Origin of the sequence: Aromatoleum evansii, from assembly GCF_045689615.1 — a bacterium.
Classification (GTDB): domain Bacteria; phylum Pseudomonadota; class Gammaproteobacteria; order Burkholderiales; family Rhodocyclaceae; genus Aromatoleum; species Aromatoleum evansii.
The window spans coordinates 555988-577067 of sequence record NZ_CP141259.1; the positions used below are offsets into that span (position 1 = coordinate 555988).

Genomic DNA, 21080 nt, shown 5'->3' on the forward strand with positions numbered 1-21080 from the left:
TTGCTCCTGTTTTCAAGCTGTTTTTTCGAATCGGATGATGCCTGTCCGGTCGCCCACCTTGCGCACCTCGCCGCGCGCGACGAGGTAGTTGAGGTGTGCAATCGCCTCTCCCATGGCGAACATGACCTGATGGGTGTCCAACTCACGGGGGAACAGCGTCGATAGCAGTTCCCCTGCGCTGCGGGGGGTCTTGATCACGTCCAATAGTGCATCGCAGCGTTCACGGTGGTGCACATTGAGTTGTTCGATGCGCGCACGGATACCGCGGAACGGATGCCCGTGTGATGGTAGCACGAGCGTATCGTCGGGCAAGTCCTTGAAGCGGTTTAATGATTCGAGAAACCAGCCGAGCAGGTCGTCTTCCGGAGTGAGGGCGTAAACGCTGATGTTTGTCGAGATGCGCGGTAGCAGCATATCGCCCGAAATGAGCACTCCGAGCGACTCGCAATACAGGCTCGCGTGCTCGGGGGAATGGCCGAAGCCGACGATCACCCGCCAGTCGTGCGCGCCGATGCGCAGCACGTCGCCGTCGAAGATGCGCTGGTAGGACTTCGGCAGGGCCGGGACCCCCTTGCGGTAGGAATTGCCGCGTTCGCGCAGCGCACCCTGGCGCTCGGGGTCGAGGCCGTGGGCGGCGAAGTGCGCGACCATCTCGTCGACGGCGTTGCCGGCGATCTGGTTCCAGATCGCGTGGCCGTTGAAGAACTCGCCCTGCGTCATCTGCACCGGCGCGCCGTCGCGCTCGGCGAGCCAGGCGGCGAGGCCGAGGTGGTCGGGATGGCTGTGGGTGACGAGGACGCGCGACAGCGGGCGCCGGTCGTGGTCGAGGATGGCGTTCCAGCTGTCGCGCACCGCGTCGAGGCCGAAGCCGGTGTCGACGACGGCGAGTGCCTCGCCGTCGTCCAGCGTCCACAGGTTGATGTGGTTGAGCGCGAAGGGCAGCGGCATGCGCACCCAGCCCACGCCGGGTGCGACCTGCTTCACTTCGCCCGCTCCAGGGGTGTCGTCGAAGGGGTACTGCAGTTCTCCGCTTGTCGTCATCTGACCGTCTCCGTTGGCGGGGGAGCAATCGAGCATTGCCCAAACCCCTGAATTCTGATTAACTTTTTCGCCCTGTCCGGGCTGGTGGCCACGCAACGCGCCCGCTTCGGACCGGTTTTACTTCGATCGGTCGGCCAATGGCAAGCGAACAAACCTACACAATCACGGAACTCGCGCGGGAATTCGACGTGACTCCGCGCGCGATCCGCTTCTACGAGGACCAGGGCCTGCTGAAGCCGTCGCGTGTCGGCCGCACCCGGGTTTACTCGAAGTCCGACCGCACCCGCCTCAAGCTCACGCTGCGCGGCAAGCGCCTGGGCCTGTCGCTCGCCGAGATCAAGGAGCTGATCGAGATGCACGGCGGCGTGCGCAACGCGGCGCCCCAGCTGCTGCGCTTCCTCGTCGTGCTCGCCGACCGGCGGGCGGCGCTCGAACAGCAGCGCGAGGACATCGAGGCGGTGCTGGGCGAGATCGAGTCGCTGGAGCAGCAGTGCTCCGAACTGCTCGGCCACGATACCTCCCGTGCGGCCGAGGAGCGCGCCGCAGTCGTTCGCCGCATGCGCGCCGGGACTTGATTTTTTTGACGGTTAGTTTACGTTGACGTAAACGTAATGGTGGCAGGAACGGCTGGGCGGGTGAGAGGACGGTTGACGTCCGCCAGAGCATGAGGCTGGCGGGATGAGACTGTGGGAGCGGCTTCAGCCGCGAATCGACCGGCCCGGGTTGGTCAGGCGCAAATTCGCGGCTGAAGCCGCTCCCACAAGAAAAGCGCCGTACGGGTGGCGGGGGGCGGACTGTGGCAGCATGGCGGGTTAGTGACGGGGCATGGCCCCGTCGTGCGACGATAACCCGCGGCGGCTCGCAAGGGCTTCCGCCTGCGACTGTTCCTGGGAGTGAGGATGGCAGCGAAGCTTCGCATACTGAGTGCTGACGACAAGGTCGAACTGGACCACGTGCGCCAGTTCTTCCGCAACTACGCGGCATGGCTGGGCGTGGACCTGTGCTTTCAGGGGTTCGGCGACGAGATGGCCTCGCTGCCTGGCACGTATTCGCCGCCCGAGGGGCGACTGTTCTACGCCGAGCACGAAGGTCAGCCGGCCGGTTGCGTGGGGCTGCGGCGGTTCTCGGAAGGCGTGTGCGAGATGAAGCGGCTGTATGTCGAGCCGGCCGTCCGAGGCCTGGGCATCGGTCGCGATCTGGTGCTCGCGGCGATCCGCGCCGCGAAGGATCTCGGCTACCGCCGCATCCTGCTCGACACGCTGCCGGCGATGCGCATCGCCGTGAAGCTGTACCGCGAAATGGGCTTCAAGGAAGCACCCGCGTATTACCCGACGCCGCTCGAAGGCACGATCTTCCTTTCGCTGGACCTCGAAAACTGGTCGGAGGAGGAGGTCGCGAGCGACAACCTGTTTCACCTCTTCGACTACAACCGCGCCTGGGCGCAGCAGATGCGTCAGGTCGATGCCACCTTCTTCGAGAAGCTGTCGACGCTGCAGGCGCCCGAATACCTGTGGATCGGCTGCTCGGATTCGCGCGTGCCGGCGAACCAGATCATCGGCCTGCTGCCGGGCGAGGTGTTCGTGCATCGCAACGTCGCGAACGTCGTCGTGCATACCGATCTCAACTGCCTGTCGGTGATGCAGTACGCCGTCGACGTGCTGAAGGTGAAGCACATCATGGTGGTCGGGCACTACGGCTGCGGCGGCGTGAAGGCCGCGCTCGAGCGCTCGCGCGTCGGCCTGGTCGACCTGTGGCTGCGCCATGTGCAGGACGTGCGCGTGAAGCACCGCAAACGCGTCGACGACCTGCCGCTCGAGCAGGCTCACGACCGCCTGTGTGAATTGAACGCGCTGGAACAGGTCGTCAACGTGTGCCAGAGCGTGGTCGTGCAGGACGCCTGGCGGCGCGGGCAGCCGTTGACCGTGCATGCCTGGATTTACGGACTGAAGGACGGGTTGATGCGGGATCTCGGTCTCAACGTGCATCGTCCGGAAGACCTGATGCCGCGCTACGTCGCGGCGCTTGATTCACTGGCCTGAGAGCCGGATTTGTCGATAGTTAGGAGAGAAGCATGAGTGATCCCGTCGTTATCGTTTCCGCCGCGCGCACCCCCATGGGCGGCTTCCAGGGCGAGCTGTCCGGCCTGACCGGTCCCCAGCTCGGCGCCGTCGCGATCAAGGCCGCCGTCGAGCGCGCCGGGATCTCTCCAGAGCAGGTGCAGGAAGTGCTGATGGGGTGCGTGCTGCCCGCCGGCGTCGGCCAGGCGCCGGCCCGCCAGGCGGCGCTCGGCGCGGGTCTGCCGTTGGCCGCCGGCTGCACGACGGTGAGCAAGGTGTGCGGCTCGGGCATGAAGTCCGTCATGCTCGCGCACGACCTGCTCGTAGCCGGCTCCAACGATGTAATGGTTGCGGGCGGCATGGAGTCGATGTCGAACGCCCCCTACATGCTGCCCAAGGCGCGCGCCGGCTATCGTCTCGGCCACGGCCAGCTGCTCGACCACATGTTCTACGACGGCCTCGAGGACAGCTACAAGAAGGAAACCAAGGGCCGCCTGATGGGCACCTTCGCCGAGGACTGCGCGAGCCACTTCAGCTTCACGCGCGGCGCCCAGGACGAATTTGCGATCGCGTCCACGACGCGGGCGCAGAATGCGATCAAGGACGGCAGCTTCGCGTGGGAAATCGCGCCGGTGACCGTCGCCGGCCGCAAGGGCGAGGTCGTCGTCGACAAGGACGAGCAGCCGCCCAAGGCGCAGATCGACAAGATCGCCGGCCTGAAGCCCGCATTCAGCAAGGACGGCACCGTGACCGCCGCGAACTCCAGCTCGATCTCCGACGGCGCCGCGGCACTCGTCATGATGCGCCGCTCGACCGCCGACAAGCTGGGCCTCAAGCCGCTCGCGACCATCGTCGGCCACGCGACGCACGCGCAGGAGCCCGCCTGGTTCACGACCGCCCCGGTCGGCGCGATGCAGAAGGTGCTGACGAAGGCCGGCTGGACCAAGGACCAGGTCGACCTGTGGGAGATCAACGAAGCCTTCGCGGTCGTCACGATGGCGGCGATGAAGGAACTCGAGCTGCCGCACGACAAGGTGAACGTGCATGGCGGCGCATGCGCGCTGGGCCATCCGATCGGCGCCTCGGGCGCGCGCATCCTCGTCACGCTGCTCGGCGCGCTGCAGAAGTACGGCAAGAAGCGCGGTGTCGCGAGCCTGTGCATCGGCGGCGGCGAGGCGACGGCGGTTGCGGTGGAGCTCGCGTAAATGATCCTCACGCAAGAACAGGAAATGATCCGCGACTCCCTGCGCGCCTTCGCGCAGGAGCGCCTCGCCCCCTTCGCCGCAGAGTGGGACCGCAATCACACCTTCCCGCGCGAGGCCTTGAAGGAACTGGCCGAGCTCGGCGCGCTGGGCATGGTGGTGCCCGAGCAGTGGGGCGGCGCGGGGATGGACTACGTGAGCCTGGTGCTCGCGCTGGAGGAGATCGCGGCCGGCGACGGTGCGACCTCGACCATCGTCAGCGTGCAGAACTCGCTCGCCTGCGGTATCCCGAACCGCTACGGCAACGACGCGCAGAAGGAAGAGTGGCTGAAGCCGCTCGCGCGCGGCGAGAAGCTCGGCTGCTTCTGCCTGACCGAGCCGCACGTCGGCTCGGACGCTTCCGCACTGAAGACCACTGCCGTGAAGGACGGCGACTCGTGGGTCATCAACGGCGTCAAGCAGTTCATCACGACGGGCCGCGAGGCGGACGTGGCGATCGTGTTCGCGGTGACCGACAAGACCGCCGGCAAGAAGGGCATTTCGTGCTTCCTCGTGCCCACGAACACGCCGGGCTACATCGTCGCGCGCATCGAGGAGAAGATGGGCCAGAAGGCCTCCGACACCGCGCAGATCCTGTTCGAGAACTGCCGCGTGCCGGCCGGCGCGCTGCTCGGCGCCGAAGGCGAGGGCTACAAGATCGCGCTGTCGAACCTCGAGGCGGGCCGCATCGGCATCGCCGCGCAGTGCCTCGGCATGGCGCGTGCGGCGCTGGAAGCGGCGGTGAAGTACGCACACGAGCGTGAGACTTTCGGCAAGCCGATCTTCGAGCACCAGGCGGTGAACTTCCGCCTCGCCGACATGGCGACCCAGCTCGAAGCCGCGCGCCAGCTCGTGTGGCACGCCGCGACGCTGAAGGATGCCGGCCGCCCCTGCCTCAAGGAAGCCTCGATGGCGAAGCTCTTCGCCTCGGAGATGGCCGAGAAGGTGTGCTCCGACGCGATCCAGATCCACGGCGGCTACGGCTACGTCAGCGATTTCCCGGTCGAGCGCATCTACCGCGACGTGCGCGTGTGCCAGATCTACGAAGGCGCGAGCGACATCCAGCGCCTGGTGATCGGGCGCTCGCTCGCGGTTTGAGCAGCAAGTTGCTGTAGGGCGGGAGCAGCAGAAGGCGCATCCCGCCATGCCATTGTTCCGGGTGGCGGGATGCGCTCCGCTCCTCCCGCCCTACGATGGGGACACGGGTCGGTAAACCGCTCTGGTCGCCGGCACCGTCAAGCAACAGGTGTTTCCCGATCCTGCGGGTGCAGGCGCCGGGGGTGTTCTCCCTGCAGCCTCCCTCTAGATGCCTCCGGTGTCCCGCGGGATCCTTTTATTCACACCCGACCGGGGCCGCCAAGAGCCCCGGCGATGGAAGGCAGGAGACGAAATTGAACTACGAAACCCTCGAAATCGTCGTCGAACAAGGCGTCGCGACCGTGTGGATGAACCGTCCGGACGTGCACAACGCGTTCAACGCGCAGCTCATCGCGGACATCACTTCAGCCTGCCGCCAGCTCGACGCCGACGATGCGGTGCGTGTCGTCGTGCTCGCCGGCCGCGGCAAGAGTTTCTCGGCCGGCGCCGATCTCAACTGGATGAAGGCCGCCGGCGAGGCGAGCGTCGAGGAGAACCTCGCCGACGCGCGCAAGCTCGCCGGCATGCTGCGCACGCTGTCGGAGATGGACAAGCCGACGATCGCGCGGGTGCAGGGCGCGGCGCTGGGCGGCGGCATGGGGCTCGCGTCGGCGTGCGACATCTGCGTCGCCTCCGACAAGGCGGTGTTCGCGACCTCCGAGGTCAAGTTCGGCATCATCCCCTCGGCGATCAGCCCCTACGTGCTCCGCGCCATCGGCGAGCGGCAGTCGTATCGCTACTTCCAGACCGCCGAGCGCATCTCCGCCCGGCGCGCCGGCGAGATCGGCCTCGCGCACGAGGTCGTCGCGGCCGAGGAACTGGATGCAAAGGTCAGCGAGATCGTGACGGCCCTGCTGCAGGGCGGCCCGAAATCGCAGGCCGCGGCGAAGGACCTGATCCGCGCGGTCGCGAACCGGCCGGTGTCGGACGAGCTCGTCGAGGACACCGCACGCCGCATCTCCAGCCTGCGCGCGACGCCGGAAGCGAAGGAGGGGCTCGACGCCTTCCTGTCGAAGCGTCCGGCGGCGTGGGTGCCGCGGTCTTGATTAGCAGGTTCCTTCCCCTTCAAGGGGGCGAGGACGGGGTTTCGCGAAGCATCGCTTCGTGCCGTCCGAGCGGGCCGGCTGTGCAAAGCCGGCCTTGGAACGGACAGGATGGGGATGGGTTTCGTGCAGGCGCTTCGGAGTCCACCCATCCCCACCCCAACCCGGGAGTCTCCGCTTCGCTCCGCCGCTATGGCGGCGCAGAGCGGTGCTCTCCGAAACCCCGCCTCCGCCCCCTTGAAGCGGAGGGAGTCGCGAGGATAACTCCATGACATTCCCCAAAAGCGTACGCATCGTCGACGTCGGCCCGCGCGACGGGCTGCAGAACGAGAAGCAGATCGTCACGACCGAAACCAAGGTCGAACTGATAGCGCGCCTGGCCGACGCCGGCCTGAAGACCATCGAGGCGACCTCCTTCGTGTCGCCCAAGTGGGTGCCGCAGATGGGCGACAACGCCGAGGTGATGGCGCGCATCGCGCGCCGTCCGGGCGTCGCCTACCCGGTGCTGACGCCCAACCTGAAAGGCTTCGAGGCCGCGCTTGCGGCCGGCGCCGACGAGGTCGCGGTGTTCGGCGCGGCGTCCGAGTCCTTCAGCCAGAAGAATATCAACTGCTCGATCGCCGAATCGCTGGAGCGCTTCCGCCCGGTCACCGAGGCGGCGCGCGCGACGGGGGTGAAGGTGCGCGGCTACGTCTCCTGCGTCGCGGGCTGTCCCTACGAGGGACCGGTCGCGCCCGAGAAGGTCGCTGAAGTCGCCGCGACGCTGATGGAGATGGGTTGCTACGAGGTGTCGCTGGGCGACACCATCGGCAGCGGCAACCCGGCGAACATCTCGCGCATGCTCGAAGCGGTGATCAGGCGCGTGCCGGTCGAGCGCCTCGCCGGCCACTATCACGACACCTACGGCATGGCGGCCGCGAACGTCTACGCGTCGCTCGAGATGGGCGTGGCGGTGTTCGACGCCTCGGTCGGCGGGCTAGGCGGCTGCCCTTATGCGGCGGGCGCGTCCGGCAACGTCGCCACCGAGGATGTCGTGTGGCTGCTGAACGGGCTGGGCATCGACACCGGCATCGACCTCGACCGCCTGGTCGACATCGCCGCATGGATCAGCGGTGTGCTCGGTCGCGAACCGGCCTCGCGCGTGGCCCGCGCCGTGCTCGCGAAGCGGGGGAAGGCGGCCTGCGCCGCTTGAACACGGGAACTGAATACCGTTCGGGCTGAACCCTTCGACTTCGCTCAGGACAGGCCGGTCGAAGCCCTCAGGGCGAACGGAGTATCCGATTTCTCCCTGATAATGAACTCGATCGGGCCGCGGCAGACCAAATACGACAACGAGCCGCACCCGCTACCTCAATAAGACCCCCGACCCCGACATGAGCATCGCATCGCCCTGCATCAACCTCTGTCGCATGAGCGCGACGACCGGCCTGTGCGAAGGCTGTTTCCGCAGCCTTGACGAGATAGCGCGCTGGAGCCGCAGCGACGACTCCGACAAGCAGCGCATCCTCGAACTCATCGCCCGGCGTCGGGTGACCTTGGGCGGCGCTGCGGCGCCGACCGCGACACTGAAGGAGGGCGCATGAGCGAGCCCTTGTGTGTCGGCGTGTGCATGATCGACTGGGACTCCGGGGTGTGCCTCGGCTGCGGTCGCACCCCCGAGGAGATCAACGGTGTGCCGGTGCCGCCGGCCCCGGCCGAAGCGCCGAAACCCGCGCCGCTGCCCGCCAACGTCGCCGCTCAGGTCGGCGAGGGTTCCGAATGAGCGCCGCAGCCGCGTTGCCCGACACCATCCGCGTGCTCGAACGCGGCTGGCTGTCGGCCAACAACATCGTCCTGATCGACGGCGACCGGGCGACCGTGGTGGACAGCGGCTACGTCAGCCACGGCGAGCAGACCGTCGCGCTGCTGCGCGAGGTGCTGGCGGGACGGCGGCTCGCCGAGCTCGTAAACACGCACTCGCATTCCGACCACATCGGCGGCAATGCCCTGCTGCAGCGCACCTTCGGCTGCTCGATCAGCGTCCCCGCGGGCATGCTGCCCTCGGTCGCGGCGTGGGACGAGGACGCACTGCTGCTGACCACCGCGGCGCAGAGCGCCGAGCGCTTCCACGCCGATCGCGCGCTCCATCCGGGCGACATGCTGCAGATGGGCGGCCTCGCGTGGCAGGCGATCGCCGCACCCGGTCACGACATGGACGCGCTGGTCTTCCACAACGCGGATCGGCGCATCCTGATCTCCGGCGACGCGCTGTGGCGCGACGGCTTCGGCATCCTGTTCGCCGAGGTGCTGGGGACCGGCGACGGCATCGGCGCGACGCGGCGCACGCTGGAGGCCATTGCACGCCTGGCGGTGGATGTCGTCATCCCCGGCCATGGCGCACCCTTCGTCGAGTTCGACGACGCCCTCGCGCGCGCCTTCGCCCGCCTGCGGGCGTTCGAGGAGGATGGCGCGCGCATGGCGCGCAACGCGATCCGCGCCTGCATGACCTTCTCGCTGCTCGATGCGCGCAGCATGCGGATCGACGCGCTCGCGGAACATCTGGACGGCGTGCCGCTGTACCGCGAAGCCAACGCGCGCTTCCTCGGGCTCGCGCCCGAAACCCTCGCCGACTGGCTGGTCGCCGAACTCACGCGGGCCGGGGTGGCGCGGCGCGAAGGCGAGCTGCTGGTCGCGGCCTGATCTGACTTTAGTCGTAGAAAGGGGCGTTCCGCGCTGGCCGGGGAGGCGCGCTTTGGCGATAATCGCTGATCCACGCGGAGTTCAGGGTCATGCAGATCGTCCTTATCAGCGGCTTGTCGGGTTCCGGGAAGAGCGTCGCACTCAAGGTGCTCGAAGACGCGGGCTATTACGCGGTAGACAATCTGCCGGCGAGCCTGCTGCCCAAGCTCGTGGCGGAATTGCGGCGGCTGGGCCACGGGCGTGTCGCGGTCGCGGTCGACGTGCGCTCCGGCGCCAACATCGCGGCCTTGCCGCAGAAGGTGGAAGACCTGCGCCGGACGGTCGGCGACCTGCGCGTGCTTTTCCTCGAAGCGCGTGACGATGCGTTGATCGCGCGCTTCTCGGAAACGCGCCGGCGCCATCCGCTTGCAAGCGACGAGGTCTCGCTCGAAGAGGCGATCCAGAAGGAGCGCGACGCACTCGAATCGGTCGCCGCGCTGGGCCACCGCATCGACACCAGCGACTTGCAGGCGAATACCCTGCGCGCGTGGATCAAGGACTTCATGCAGATCGAGGCGACCGCGGGGCTCACGCTGATGTTCCAGTCCTTCGGCTTCAAGTACGGCATTCCGCTGGACGCCGACAACGTGTTCGACGTGCGCTGCCTGCCCAATCCCCATTACGACCCGCTGCTGCGGCCCTTCACCGGAAAGGACAAGCCGGTGATCGACTTCCTCGAGAACATGCCCGAAGTCGCGCGCATGTACGAGGACATCCGCAGCTTCGTCGCCAACTGGCTGCCCAGCTACGCGCGCGACAACCGCAGCTATCTCACCGTCGCCATCGGCTGCACCGGGGGACAGCACCGCTCGGTGTACCTTGCCGAGAAGCTGGGGCAGCACTTTGCCGGGTCCGTGCGCGTGCTGGTGCGCCATCGCTCGGCCGTGCGGCGTGCGCTGGACCACGCGGCGCGACCGGCGGACCAGTGAGGGCGCGTCTGTCCGAGTGGGTCGTCCTGCTGCGGCCGGGCGACTGGCTCGTGCTCGCCGGTGCGTTGTCGCTGTGCGTGCTGTCGGCGCTGGCGCTGTGGCGTGGCGGGGCGCCGGACAGGGTGGTCGTGCGCGCGGGCGGCAAGGTCTTCGCGGAAACGGGGCTCGCGCGCGCGCAGGTGGTCGAGGTGCCCGGCCCGCTCGGCATCACCCGCATCGAGATCGAGCCGGGCCGCGCGCGCGTCGCATCCGATCCCGGGCCGCGCCAGTACTGCGTGCGCCAGGGCTGGCTGACGCGCTCGGGGGCGGTGGCGATCTGCGCCCCCAACCAGGTGTCCCTGAGCCTCGCCGGCGGTGCTGCGGACTATGACTCCCTCAACTATTGAGATCGTCCCGACCGCGGACGACCGGCGCATCGCGCGCCTGGCCGCCGCCGCGATCGTGCTCACCGTCGCCGAGGCCGCGATTCCGCTGCCGCTGCCGGGCGTGAAGCCGGGCCTGGCCAACATCGTGACGCTGATCGTGCTGGCGCGCTGGGGCTGGCGCGACGCCGTATGGGTGGCGCTGCTGCGCGTGTTCGCCGGCAGCCTGCTGCTCGGCCAGCTCTTCGCGCCGGGCTTTTTCCTCAGCCTCGCCGGTTCGCTCGCCAGCCTCGCCACGCTCGGCCTTGCGATGCACCTGCCGCGCCGCTGGTTCGGCCCCGTCAGCCTCAGCGTGTTCGCCGCCTTCGCGCATATCGGCGGGCAGCTCGTGCTCGCGCGCTTGTGGCTCGTGCCCCACGATGGCGTGTTCTACCTCGTGCCGGTGTTCGCCCTCGCCGCGACGGTGTTCGGCCTGGTCAATGGACTGGTGGCCGCGAAGCTGATGCAGGGTCCGGTCTCGGGGAAGAATTGATCACGGCATGACGAGGATGCGTCCGGCGCGCCGGCGCCCGCCGATTCCGCCCGCCAGCCCTTCGCCGCCATGCGCGTGGCAGATCGCGCACGCGAGCGCGTCTGCGGCGTCCGGGCTGGGGCTGCCGTCGAGCGCGAGCAGGCGCTGCACCATGTGCTGCACCTGTTCCTTGTTCGCCTTGCCGTAGCCGACCACCGCCTGCTTGACCTGCAGCGCGGTGTACTCATGCACCGGCAGGTCGCAGGACACGGCACCGCAGATCACCGCGCCGCGCGCCTGCCCGAGCAGCAGCGTGGATTGGGGGTTCACGTTCACGAACACCTTCTCCACTGCGGCCTGGTCCGGCGTGTAGGTCGCGACGACTTCCCGCACGCCGTCGAGCAGCGTCTTCAGCCGCCCCGGTAGTTCCCCGTCGCGCGTCCGGATGCAGCCGCTCGCGACGTAGCGCAGTTGGCTGCCGAGCTTGTCGATGACGCCGAAACCCGTGATGCGCAGCCCCGGGTCCAGGCCGAGGATGCGGGTGGCGACGATGCGCGATGCGGAGATTTCCTTCATCCGCGCATTCTAAAGGAAGGCCGCGTGTCCTCCCCGCACCCGCTGCTCAGCCTCGGCTTCTGAGGTTCTGTGGGCGGCGTGGCAAGCTCACATGCCCGTCGCCGCGAACCACGCGCCGTTCGGATTCGTCACGAAGATGATCGGCGCGATGCAGGGCTGGGGCAGGTCCACTTGCGCTTCGATATAGGCGTTGCCCGCCTCGGTGGCGGGGAAGAGTCCGGTCGTGACGTTCAGCACCTGCGGGCTGGGCGGATCCGTCTGCATATTCACGGTCTGGCAGCTCACGATGGCACGAAAATTGGGGACCGTATTCCTGCCCTGGTTCTGAATCGGTACAGCCGGATCGTCCGCGAACACCAACCCTGTGACGCGGATCTCCAGCTTTCCGTCGATGGTGAGTTCGCCCTCGACGGGGCCGATCACCCACGGAAGCCCTCCGCCGTTCACGCCGCGGATCGGGTTCGCTGTTCCGGTATAGGGGCGCGACACCCCGACCATCGTGTCGAACTCGAGGATCTTGTCCTGGCCGCCCGCGGCCATCGCCGCAGAACTCATCAGTCCGGTTGTGGCCAGCATGCAGATGCCCGTCAGTGCGAGTCGTTTCATTTTCGTCTCCTTGTTGGGGGTAGGGCGCCGCGTCAGGCGAACCTTGTCTGCGGGCAAATGGTGAACGCGACGACCCCGCGCAATATTCCGCAGGCGCCCGAATCGTCGGAAACTGCGGCCAATTTGACCAAATCCATGATCGCGCCATGGCCAATAGGCTAGACTTTCGTCATGGGCGGCGAGACCGTCCCGTCCCGCTTCCGGATTGAAGCCACGGGAGGCTGGAAGCGGGGGAGGCTGATGCACCGGAATACGCAAAACAAGGGGATACGCATGATGAAAGGATCGAAACACGCCCTCGGCGCCGCACTGGTCGCAAGCGCGGGCTTCCTGATGACGGCCGATGCGCTCGCCGACGTGCAGTCGGCCCGCGTCGTGGCCGCCGAGGAGGCGCGGATGAAGAGCGAGTTCGCACGCAAGCTCGAAAGCACCAAGGAACTGAACAAGGCGCTCAAGCGTGTCGGCGAGCAACGCAAGGTGGACAATGCGCGCGCCGTGCAGGACAACGAGGCCAAGATCAAGCAGGCCGAGGCGGCTGCGGCAGAAGGGAAGACTCTCGACGCGCGCCTGCTCCTCGAGGACGCCTACCTCGGTGCGGCGCTCTCCATCGCCGAACTCACTAAACCCGCGGCGAACGGCGCCAAGCCGGCGGCGCCGGCCGCCGCCGCGGATCCGCGCGAGCAGAAGGAATACGCCGCACGCAAGGACTCCACCAAGGCCCTGCGTGATGCGCTGGTGCGCATCGCCGAGGAAAAGAACGACGACAAGGGCCGGGCCGAGGTGAAGGTCGTCGACAAGCTGATGGCCGACGCCGATGCCGAGCACGCCGACAATACGCGCCGCGGTCGCGCGATCCTCGACCACGCCTACCTGCGCACCAAGGTGCAGATCGAACGTCTGCGCGGCGGCGAAACGCTCGTGCGCACGCTGCAGTTCGACAGCAAGGGCGACGAATACCGCTACGAGCAGGATCGCAACGAGACCTACCGCCTGCTGATTCCGATGCTGGTGCCCAACGGCAGTGCCCGCGAGGCGCAGCTCAAGGGAACGCTCGACCGTGCCGCCAAGCTGCGTGCCGACGCCGATGCGCAAGCCAAGCGCAGCGAATTCGACAATGCGCTGAAGACGATCGACGAATCGACCGCCGAGTACCAGAAGGCCATCCGCAACGCTGGCGTGCTGCTGCCGGGCTGACACGGAGCGGGGCGGGAGTCCCGGCCCCGTACGGTAAATAAATCGGCCCGCCGGCATGTGCCGGCGGGCCGATTTGCTTCCCGCTGCCGCAGGCGGCGTGCTTACGCGCGGGCGGGCACGGCGAGCGGCGGCATTTCGGTGGCTTCTTCCACCCTGGCCACGGCCGGGCGAACGTCCATGTGCGCGTCCTGCAGGTCGAGCACGGCCTCGGGAGCGTCGGCTTCCTCGACGGTCTCGTTGTTCAGGTGGCTGTTGAGCACCTTCATGTCGACGTCCTTGCACCACTTGGCGACGACCACGGTCGCCACGCTGTTGCCGATCAGGTTGGTCAGCGCACGAGCTTCCGACATGAAGCGGTCGATGCCGAGGATCAGCGCGAGGCCCGCGACCGGTACGCCGCCGACGGCCGACAGCGTCGCCGCGAGCACGATGAAGCCGCTGCCGGTGATGCCGGCCGCGCCCTTCGAGGTCAGCAGCAGCACCGCGAGCAGGGTCAGCTGCTGCGTGATGTCGAGCGGGGTGTTGGTCGCCTGGGCGATGAACACGGCCGCCATCGTCAGGTAGATCGAGGTGCCGTCGAGGTTGAACGAGTAGCCCGTCGGGACCACCAGGCCGACCGTCGACTTCTTGCAGCCGAGGTTCTCCATCTTCGCCATCAGGCGCGGCAGCGCCGATTCCGACGACGAGGTGCCCAGCACGATCAGCAGCTCTTCCTTGATATAGCGGATCAGCTTCACGACCGAGAAGCCGTGCGCCTTGGCGATCGCCCCCAGCACGCCGAAGATGAAGACGATGCAGGTCAGGTAGAAGGTCGCCATCAGCATGCCCAGCTGCGCCAGCGCGCCGACGCCGTGCTTGCCGATGGTGAAGGCCATCGCGCCGAAGGCGCCGATCGGGGCGACCTTCATGATGTAGCCGACGATGCCGAACAGCACGTGCGAGAACTTCTCGATGAAGTCGAACACCAGCGTGCCGCGGCCGCCGAACTTGTGCAGCGCGAAGCCGAACAGCACGGAGAACAGCAGCACCTGCAGGATCTCGCCCTTCGCGAAGGCGTCGACCACGGTGGTCGGGATCACGTGCAGCAGGAAGTCCGTCGTGCTCTGCATCTTCGACGGGTCGGTATAGGCGGCGATCGCCTTCGTGTCCAGCGTCGTCACGTCGATGTTCATGCCGGCGCCCGGCTTGACCACGTTGACGATCACGAGTCCGACGATCAGTGCGATGGTGCTGACGATCTCGAAATACAGCAGCGCGAAGCCGCCGGTCTTGCCGACCTTCTTCATGTCCTCCATGCCGGCGATGCCGACGACGACGGTACAGAAGATGATCGGGGCGATGATCATCTTGATCAGCTTGATGAAGCCGTCACCCAGCGGTTTCATCGCGGCGCCGGTCTGCGGGTAGAAGTGCCCCAGCAGCACGCCGATCACGATGGCGACGATGACCTGGAAGTACAGCGACGTGTAAAACGGTTTCTTTGCCAATTCCCTCTCCTGTTATGTACTGCGTGTGGGCGCGATTATTTCGGCCGGGAGGGAAGGTGGGCAGTGTGAACATCCGCATTGCGGATAGCCGCATTGCGGAAAGCACGGATGTTTTCCGGCGCGGGCCGGGGCCGTTCACACCTTGCGTGCGAGCCACACGCCCAGCACGGCGACGGCCATGCCGGCGAGCGCGAGGCCGGTGAGGGTCTCGCCGAACAGCAGCCAGGCCATCAGCGCGGTGGTCGGCGGCGTGAGGTAGAACAGGCTGGCCACGTTCACGGCGCTGCCGCTGCGGATCAGCAGGTTGAGCAGGCTGATCGCGCCGAGCGAGAGCACCAGCACCAGCCACAGCAGCGCGAACGCGAACTGGCCGCTCCAGTCGATGTGCATCGTCTCGGTGCCACGCGCGAGGAGGCTGGTGACGACCAGGCTGGGGATGAATTGCACGACCGAGCCGGTGCGCAGGTCGAAGCTCGGGCAGAAGCGCTTTTGGTAGAGCGTGCCGACGGTGATGCCGGCCAGCGCCGTCAGGGCCGGCGTCAGCATCCACCCCAGTTCCGCCGCCGATGCGCCGACCGCGACCTTGTTGCTCACCACCAGCGTGACACCGACGAAGCCCAGTACCAGCCCCGTCCACTGGCGCGGGGTGACCCGCTCGCCCAGCAGCCAGCCGGCGCCGAGCGCGGTCAGCAGCGGCTGCATGCCGACGACCAGGGACGAGACGCCCGCGGGCAGGCCGCGATCGATCGACATGAACACCCCGCCGAGATAGGTCGCCTGCACCAGCAGGCCGGCCACGCCGATGTGCACCACCTGGCGCCAGTCGCGGGGCCAGGGGGCGCGCATCGCGAATGCCAGCGCGCCCATCAGCGTGATCACCAGTACGTAGCGGGTGCTCAGGAAGGTCAGCGGCTCCGCGAAGGGCAGGCCGAACTTGGCGCCGATGAAGCCGGTGCTCCACAGCAGGACGAAGAGGAGCGGGGCTGCGGCGGTCAGGCGGGGATGGAGGGCGGCCATGAGGTGTCGGGAACGTGCGTGGGCGGGCCCGGCGGGGCGGAATTGTCCGATCTTACATGCACGTTGATGCCTGCGTGCCTTTGCTGACCGGCTGCTCGATGAATTTTCTCGCATGCCGGGCATTTTTCAACCACCGCTGCGTTGTGGGTATGCAAGGCGGGAGTTACACTGGATCGCAACAACGTCATAGTATGTTTCGTGACGTCGGTATATAAGAAGAACATGGTCGTTTTCGCACCCGAAAGGCGTGTCGATTCCCTTTCGGGCACAGCAGCGATTCTTCGGTGCCCGCGCCATTGCCGGGCCCACCCACAAGGGGGGAATGCGTCATGGATGCCTGGAAGGCAGACGTCGCCATCGTCGGTGCGGGCGGAGCGGGCCTGCGTGCCGCGATCGCGGCTGCCGAGACCGACCCGTCGCTGAAGATCGCGCTGGTCTCCAAGGTCTACCCGATGCGCAGCCACACCGTGGCGGCCGAGGGGGGATCGGCCGGCGTCGTGCAGGCCCACGACAGCCTCGAACACCATTTCCACGATACCGTTGCCGGCGGCGACTGGCTGTGCGAGCAGGACGTCGTCGAGGACTTCGTCGCCCGCTGCACCGAGGAGATGGTGCAGCTCGAGCACTGGGGCTGTCCGTGGAGCCGCAAGCCGGATGGCCACATCAACGTGCGCGCCTTCGGCGGCATGAAGATCGAGCGCACGTGGTTCGCCGCCGACAAGACCGGCTTCCACATGCTGCACACGCTGTTCCAGACCTCGCTCAAGTACCCCTCGATCCGTCGCTTCGACGAGCATTTCTGCCTCGACCTGGTCGTCGAGGACGGGCGGGTGCAGGGCGTCGTCGTCGTCGACATCGCGTCGCGCCGCTTCACGCTGATCCAGGCCAACGCGGTGATTCTCGCCACCGGCGGCGCCGGGCGCGTGTTCCGCGAGAACACCAACGGCGGCATCGTCACCGGCGACGGCATGGCGCTCGCGTACCGCCACGGCGTGCCGCTGCGCGACATGGAATTCGTCCAGTACCACCCCACCTGCATGCCGGGCACGGGCCTGCTGTTCACCGAGGCGTGCCGCGGCGAGGGCGGCTTCCTGCTGAATCGCGACGGTTACCGCTACCTGCAGGACTACGGCCTTGGGCCGGCCGAGCCGACGCCGCGCAACAAGGCGATGGAACTGGGGCCCCGCGACCGCCTCAGCCAGGCCTTCTGGTACGAGCAGCAGAAAGGCCGCACGATAGACGGCCCGCACGGGGCGGTCGTGCATCTGGACCTGCGCCACCTCGGCGAAGCCAAGCTGCGCGAGCGCCTGCCGCAGATCTACGAACTGGCCGAGGAATTCCTCGGCGTCGATCCGGCGAAGACGCCGATCCCGGTGCGGCCCGCCGTGCATTACACGATGGGCGGCATCCTCGTCGACGGCCGGTGTGCCGCGCCGCTGCCGGGGCTGTACGCGGCCGGCGAATGTTCCAGCGTCGGCATTCACGGCGCCAACCGCCTCGGCTCGAACTCGCTCGCCGAACTGTGCGTGTTCGGCAAGACCGCGGGGGTCGAGGCCGCCGCGTTCGCCCGTTCGGTCGCGTCCGGTCCGACGGATGTGTTGCTGAAACAGGCCGAGGCGTCGCAGCAGCGTGCGCTCGATCTCGTGACAAACACTTCCGGCACCGAGCGCATCGCAACGCTGCGCAAGGAGATGGCGCAGAGCATGGAGGACGGTTGCGGCATCTACCGTCAGGCCGACACCATGCAGGCGACCTGCGACAAGCTGGCGGAGCTGCGCGAGCGCTACCGCAAGGTCAAGGTCGAGGACCGCTCGAGCGTGTGGAACACCGACTGGCTGCTCGCCATCGAGCTCGGCTACCAGCTCGAGGTCGCGCAGGCGATGGCGTGGTCGGCGCTCGAGCGGCGCGAGTCGCGCGGCGCGCACCAGCGGCTGGACGGTTTTGGCGAGCGCGACGACGTCAATTTCCTCAGGCACTCGCTCGCTCATCATGCGGGCGCCGACGCGCCGCGCATCGGCTATGGCGACGTGAAGATCACGCACCTGCCCCCGGGCACCCGCGCCTACGGCGCCGCGGGCGAGAAAGCGGAGCAGGAGCAGGCGGCACAGCAGGGAGGGGCGAACCGTGTCTGAATCGCACAGGAACGGGAAGGTCATCCGCATCGAGGTCCTGCGCTATCGTCCCGAGCAGGACGAGGAGCCCTTCCTGCAAGCTTACGAGGTTCCCTTCAGCGACGACATGTCGGTGCTGCAGGGCCTGCAGTACATCAAGGACTGGCTCGACGGCGCCCTGAGCTTCCGCTGGTCCTGCCGCATGGCGATCTGCGGCAGCTGCGGGATGATGATAGACGGCGAGCCGCGCCTCGCGTGCAAGACCTTCCTGCGCGATTTCCCTGCCGGAGCCGTGCGCGTCGAGGCGCTCGCCCACTTCCCGGTCGAGCGCGATCTGGTGATCCGCATGGACGACTTCCTCGCCAAGCTCGAAAGCATCAAGCCGTGGATCATCCCGAAGGAACAACGGTCCATCGCGCAGGGCGAGTACCTGCAGACGCCCGCGCAGCTCGACGTGTACGAGCAGTTCAGTTCCTGTATCAACTGCCTGCTGTGCTACGCCGCATGTCCCCAGTACGGCCTCAATCCGGACTTCGTCGGGCCGGGCATCATGGCCCTGCTGCACCGCTACAACGCAGATTCGCGCGACGGCGCCGCCGCCGAGCGCATGGAGATCGCCGGGTCGGAAGCAGGCGTCTTCAACTGCACTGCGGTCGGTTACTGCTCCGAGGTGTGCCCGAAGCACGTCGATCCGGCCAATGCCGTGAACCAGAACAAGACGCGCGCGGCGGGCGACTACTTCCTGCGGCTTGCCCGCCCGAAGGGAGGTGCAAAGTGAATACGTCCGATCCGCGCCGCCCCTATGTGCGGCCGATGGCCGGCTGGTGGCGCCGCAATCCGTACTTCGTCGAGTACATGGTGCACGAGGCGACGGCGCTCTTCGTCGCTGCCTACGCCCTCATCCTGCTCGTCGGTCTGCTGCGGCTGGCGCAGGGCGAATCGGCATGGAACGGCTGGCTGGAGGCGCTGCGTAGCCCCTTGTCCGTCATCTTCCACCTCGTCCTGCTCGCGGCGATCTCGTACCACTGCTGGACCTGGTTCCGCATCATGCCCAAGACCATGCCGCCGCTCGTTGTCGGCGGAAAGCGCTTGGCGCCGGGGGTGATCACGGCCTGCGGCGTGGCTGTCGCGGCGGTCTGCAGTGTCGCCGTGCTGGCAGCGGTGTGGGGGGCGACGCGATGAAACCGGCGATGAAACGCTCCAATGCGCCCATCTTCTGGGGCCTTTTCGGCGCCGGCGGCATGCTCGCGGCGCTCTTCGGTCCGGTGCTCGTGTTCGTCACCGGCATTGCGGTGCCGCTCGGGATCATCCTTCCCGCGGACGCGATGAGCTGGTCGCACATGCAGGCCTTCGCGCAGCACTGGGCCGGCAAGGGCCTGCTGTTCGTCGTCGTCGCCCTGTTCATGTGGCACGCCATGCACCGCATCTACCACAGCCTGCACGACCTCGGCGTGCATGCGGCTAGCGCGACCCGTTTCGCGTGCTACGGCCTGGCCATGCTCGCCACGCTGCTCGCCGCCGGGGCGTTGCTGGCAGTCGGATTCTGAGAGCAACTCGCAGTGCGAGCTGTCCTTCATATGAAGCGGGCGTCGACCCGCTGAAGTTGCAAACCCGATCCGTCGGGTGTTCATAACTCTAAACAAGCAGGGGAACTCAAATGAAGAAGTCGGCATTGCTGGTCAGTCTGGCGGTTCTAGGCATCGGTGCGGCGCAGGCCGCCGATCCGGCGAAGATCAACTGGGGCAAGATCCCCGCGGTGACCGTGCCGCTGTTCTTCCCGGGGCAGTCGTCCTACGAATGGCTGCGCACCGAGGCGCACGAGGGGGCGGTGAAGGAGGTCAAGCGCGGCGATTCCTGTACCTCGTGCCACGACGAGGAGGACGCCGAAAAGGACATCGGCGAGGAAATCGTCAAGGGCGGCCGGCTCGAGCCGCGCCCGGTAAAGGGCAAGTCCGGCTACAAGGCGCTCAAGGTGCAGGCGGCCTATGACAGCAAGAACGCCTATCTGCGCTTCCAGTGGCACACGGACAACGCCTACCCGGGTAACGAACACCAGTACCTGCGTTTCGACGGCAAGGAGTGGAAGGTCTTCGGCTATCCCAAGCTCGACAAGCCCGTTCAGGACGGCGCCGAGATGGGGATCTACGAGGACCGCATGTCGATCATGATCGACGACGGCAAGGTGCCCGGCTTCGCGAACCAGGGCTGCTGGCTCACCTGCCATGACGGCCAGCGCGACATGGGCAAGCAGTTCACCAAGGACGAGGTGGCCAACAACGCGCTGCTGCAGGCGATCAAGAAGCGCGACGTGCGCAAGTACCTGCCCGACACGCGCACCGACCCGTCCGACTGGAAGACCGGCAAGAGCGTCGAGGAGATTGCGAAGCTCAAGGCCGCCGGTGGCTTCGTCGACCTCATCCAGTGGCGCGCCCATCGCAGCAACCCCGTCGGCATGACCGACGACGGCTACGTGCTCGAGTTCCGCAACAGCGACGCCGGCAAGGACATGTTCGGCAGCAACGCCGACGCCAAGACGCACCAGCCGAAGTTCATGTGGGACGCGAGCAAGGTCGGCTACAAGTCGATCACCGTCGACCAACTGCGCCAGGGGGAGCACCACCTGATCCGCGAGAAGAACGCGGTGCCCTTCGACCCGAACGCGGGCTGGAAGGAAGGCGACATGATCCCCGACTACGTCGTCAGCCGTGAGGACGCCAAGGGCTCGGCCGCCGACAACAAGGCGATCGCGAGCTGGAAGGACGGGGTATGGACGGTCGTCATGATCCGTCCGCTGGGGCTCACGAACGACGACGACAAGACCCTGAAGGCGGGAGGTGTATACAATGTCGGTTTCGCTGTGCATGATGACAACATCACCACGCGCGGTCACCAGGTTTCGTTCGTGAAGACGATCGGATTCGGGGCCAAGGCCGACATCAAGGCGGTGAAGTTGCCGTAATGCAGCACCGAGGGTCGATGCTCCGCCGTTTGGGGGCGTCGGCCGGTCGCAACGGATTGCGCCGCGCTCGCCGCGGCGTTTTCATGGACAC

23 protein-coding genes are annotated in these 21080 nt (G+C 67.1%); 18 read left to right on the top strand and 5 right to left on the bottom strand.

Going from position 1 to position 21080, the window contains the following annotated elements:
* Nucleotides 1–12 precede the first annotated feature (12 nt).
* Nucleotides 13–1041 (bottom strand): MBL fold metallo-hydrolase, encoded by a 1029-nt coding sequence (locus U5817_RS02335; protein ID WP_211167143.1) that lies wholly within the window; start codon nt 1039–1041, stop codon nt 13–15.
* A 137-nt stretch (nt 1042–1178) separates the two neighbouring features.
* On the opposite strand from U5817_RS02335, the gene U5817_RS02340 reads away from it, so the two are divergent.
* From U5817_RS02340 to U5817_RS02395, 12 genes are all read left to right on the top strand, one after another.
* Complete coding sequence (locus U5817_RS02340) at nt 1179–1616, top strand: MerR family DNA-binding transcriptional regulator (RefSeq protein WP_169129570.1); 438 nt, start codon at nt 1179–1181, stop codon at nt 1614–1616.
* Between the two features lie 324 nt (nt 1617–1940).
* Nucleotides 1941–3080, top strand: coding sequence for a carbonate dehydratase (gene can, locus U5817_RS02345; protein WP_169129568.1), 1140 nt, complete (start codon nt 1941–1943; stop codon nt 3078–3080).
* A gap of 32 nt (nt 3081–3112) precedes the next feature.
* Nucleotides 3113–4303 (top strand): acetyl-CoA C-acetyltransferase, encoded by a 1191-nt coding sequence (locus tag U5817_RS02350; protein ID WP_407279587.1) that lies wholly within the window; start codon nt 3113–3115, stop codon nt 4301–4303.
* Nucleotides 4304–5437: an acyl-CoA dehydrogenase gene (locus U5817_RS02355; protein ID WP_407279588.1), complete on the top strand. Its 1134-nt coding sequence runs from the start codon at nt 4304–4306 to the stop codon at nt 5435–5437.
* A 293-nt stretch (nt 5438–5730) separates the two neighbouring features.
* Complete coding sequence (locus U5817_RS02360) at nt 5731–6522, top strand: enoyl-CoA hydratase/isomerase family protein (protein WP_407279589.1); 792 nt, start codon at nt 5731–5733, stop codon at nt 6520–6522.
* Between the two features lie 265 nt (nt 6523–6787).
* Nucleotides 6788–7711, top strand: a complete 924-nt coding sequence (locus U5817_RS02365) for a hydroxymethylglutaryl-CoA lyase (RefSeq protein WP_407279590.1) — start codon at nt 6788–6790, stop codon at nt 7709–7711.
* Nucleotides 7712–7892: 181 nt separating this feature from the next.
* A complete protein-coding gene (locus tag U5817_RS02370) occupies nt 7893–8102 on the top strand; it encodes a DUF1289 domain-containing protein (protein WP_169129558.1) in 210 nt (69 codons plus the stop codon).
* A complete protein-coding gene (locus U5817_RS02375; RefSeq protein WP_169129556.1) occupies nt 8099–8281 on the top strand; it encodes a DUF1289 domain-containing protein in 183 nt (60 codons plus the stop codon). The genes U5817_RS02370 and U5817_RS02375 overlap by 4 nt, the downstream gene beginning before the upstream one ends.
* Nucleotides 8278–9198, top strand: coding sequence for an MBL fold metallo-hydrolase (locus tag U5817_RS02380; protein WP_169129554.1), 921 nt, complete (start codon nt 8278–8280; stop codon nt 9196–9198). Before U5817_RS02375 ends, U5817_RS02380 begins: the two co-directional genes overlap by 4 nt.
* A gap of 89 nt (nt 9199–9287) precedes the next feature.
* Complete coding sequence (rapZ, locus tag U5817_RS02385; RefSeq protein WP_169129552.1) at nt 9288–10166, top strand: RNase adapter RapZ; 879 nt, start codon at nt 9288–9290, stop codon at nt 10164–10166.
* On the top strand, nt 10163–10552 hold the full coding sequence (locus tag U5817_RS02390; protein ID WP_169129550.1) for a NusG domain II-containing protein: 390 nt from the start codon (nt 10163–10165) through the stop codon (nt 10550–10552). Before rapZ ends, U5817_RS02390 begins: the two co-directional genes overlap by 4 nt.
* Complete coding sequence (locus U5817_RS02395) at nt 10533–11060, top strand: Gx transporter family protein (protein WP_407279591.1); 528 nt, start codon at nt 10533–10535, stop codon at nt 11058–11060. The genes U5817_RS02390 and U5817_RS02395 overlap by 20 nt, the downstream gene beginning before the upstream one ends.
* Here the strand turns inward: U5817_RS02395 and ruvC are convergent, their stop codons facing one another.
* The gene (gene ruvC / locus U5817_RS02400) at nt 11061–11615 is read right to left on the bottom strand and encodes a crossover junction endodeoxyribonuclease RuvC (protein ID WP_169129548.1); all 555 of its coding nucleotides are present in this window, start codon (nt 11613–11615) and stop codon (nt 11061–11063) included. It lies immediately after the preceding gene.
* Between the two features lie 87 nt (nt 11616–11702).
* Complete coding sequence (locus U5817_RS02405) at nt 11703–12221, bottom strand: hypothetical protein (protein WP_407279592.1); 519 nt, start codon at nt 12219–12221, stop codon at nt 11703–11705.
* Nucleotides 12222–12494: 273 nt separating this feature from the next.
* Between U5817_RS02405 and U5817_RS02410 the strand changes: the two genes are divergently transcribed.
* Nucleotides 12495–13415, top strand: a complete 921-nt coding sequence (locus U5817_RS02410) for a hypothetical protein (RefSeq protein WP_169129544.1) — start codon at nt 12495–12497, stop codon at nt 13413–13415.
* A 101-nt stretch (nt 13416–13516) separates the two neighbouring features.
* Here the strand turns inward: U5817_RS02410 and U5817_RS02415 are convergent, their stop codons facing one another.
* Together U5817_RS02415 and U5817_RS02420 are read right to left on the bottom strand one after the other, a co-directional pair.
* Entirely contained in the window at nt 13517–14902 is a 1386-nt protein-coding gene (locus tag U5817_RS02415; RefSeq protein ID WP_407279593.1) for a dicarboxylate/amino acid:cation symporter, read from the bottom strand.
* Between the two features lie 135 nt (nt 14903–15037).
* Nucleotides 15038–15919: a DMT family transporter gene (locus U5817_RS02420; protein ID WP_407279594.1), complete on the bottom strand. Its 882-nt coding sequence runs from the start codon at nt 15917–15919 to the stop codon at nt 15038–15040.
* A gap of 329 nt (nt 15920–16248) precedes the next feature.
* Between U5817_RS02420 and frdA the strand changes: the two genes are divergently transcribed.
* The 5 genes from frdA to U5817_RS02445 all read left to right on the top strand — a co-directional run bounded on the left by frdA (nt 16249) and on the right by U5817_RS02445 (nt 20989).
* On the top strand, nt 16249–18051 hold the full coding sequence (gene frdA, locus U5817_RS02425; RefSeq protein WP_407279596.1) for a fumarate reductase (quinol) flavoprotein subunit: 1803 nt from the start codon (nt 16249–16251) through the stop codon (nt 18049–18051).
* Nucleotides 18044–18808 carry a succinate dehydrogenase/fumarate reductase iron-sulfur subunit gene (locus U5817_RS02430; protein WP_407279597.1) on the top strand — a complete coding sequence of 255 codons (765 nt, stop codon included), beginning with the start codon at nt 18044–18046 and terminating at the stop codon, nt 18806–18808. Before frdA ends, U5817_RS02430 begins: the two co-directional genes overlap by 8 nt.
* Nucleotides 18805–19212 (top strand): fumarate reductase subunit C, encoded by a 408-nt coding sequence (locus U5817_RS02435; protein WP_169129534.1) that lies wholly within the window; start codon nt 18805–18807, stop codon nt 19210–19212. The genes U5817_RS02430 and U5817_RS02435 overlap by 4 nt, the downstream gene beginning before the upstream one ends.
* A gap of 8 nt (nt 19213–19220) precedes the next feature.
* Nucleotides 19221–19577, top strand: coding sequence for a fumarate reductase subunit FrdD (frdD, locus tag U5817_RS02440; RefSeq protein ID WP_407279598.1), 357 nt, complete (start codon nt 19221–19223; stop codon nt 19575–19577).
* A gap of 110 nt (nt 19578–19687) precedes the next feature.
* On the top strand, nt 19688–20989 hold the full coding sequence (locus U5817_RS02445; RefSeq protein WP_407279599.1) for an ethylbenzene dehydrogenase-related protein: 1302 nt from the start codon (nt 19688–19690) through the stop codon (nt 20987–20989).
* Nucleotides 20990–21080 lie beyond the last annotated feature (91 nt).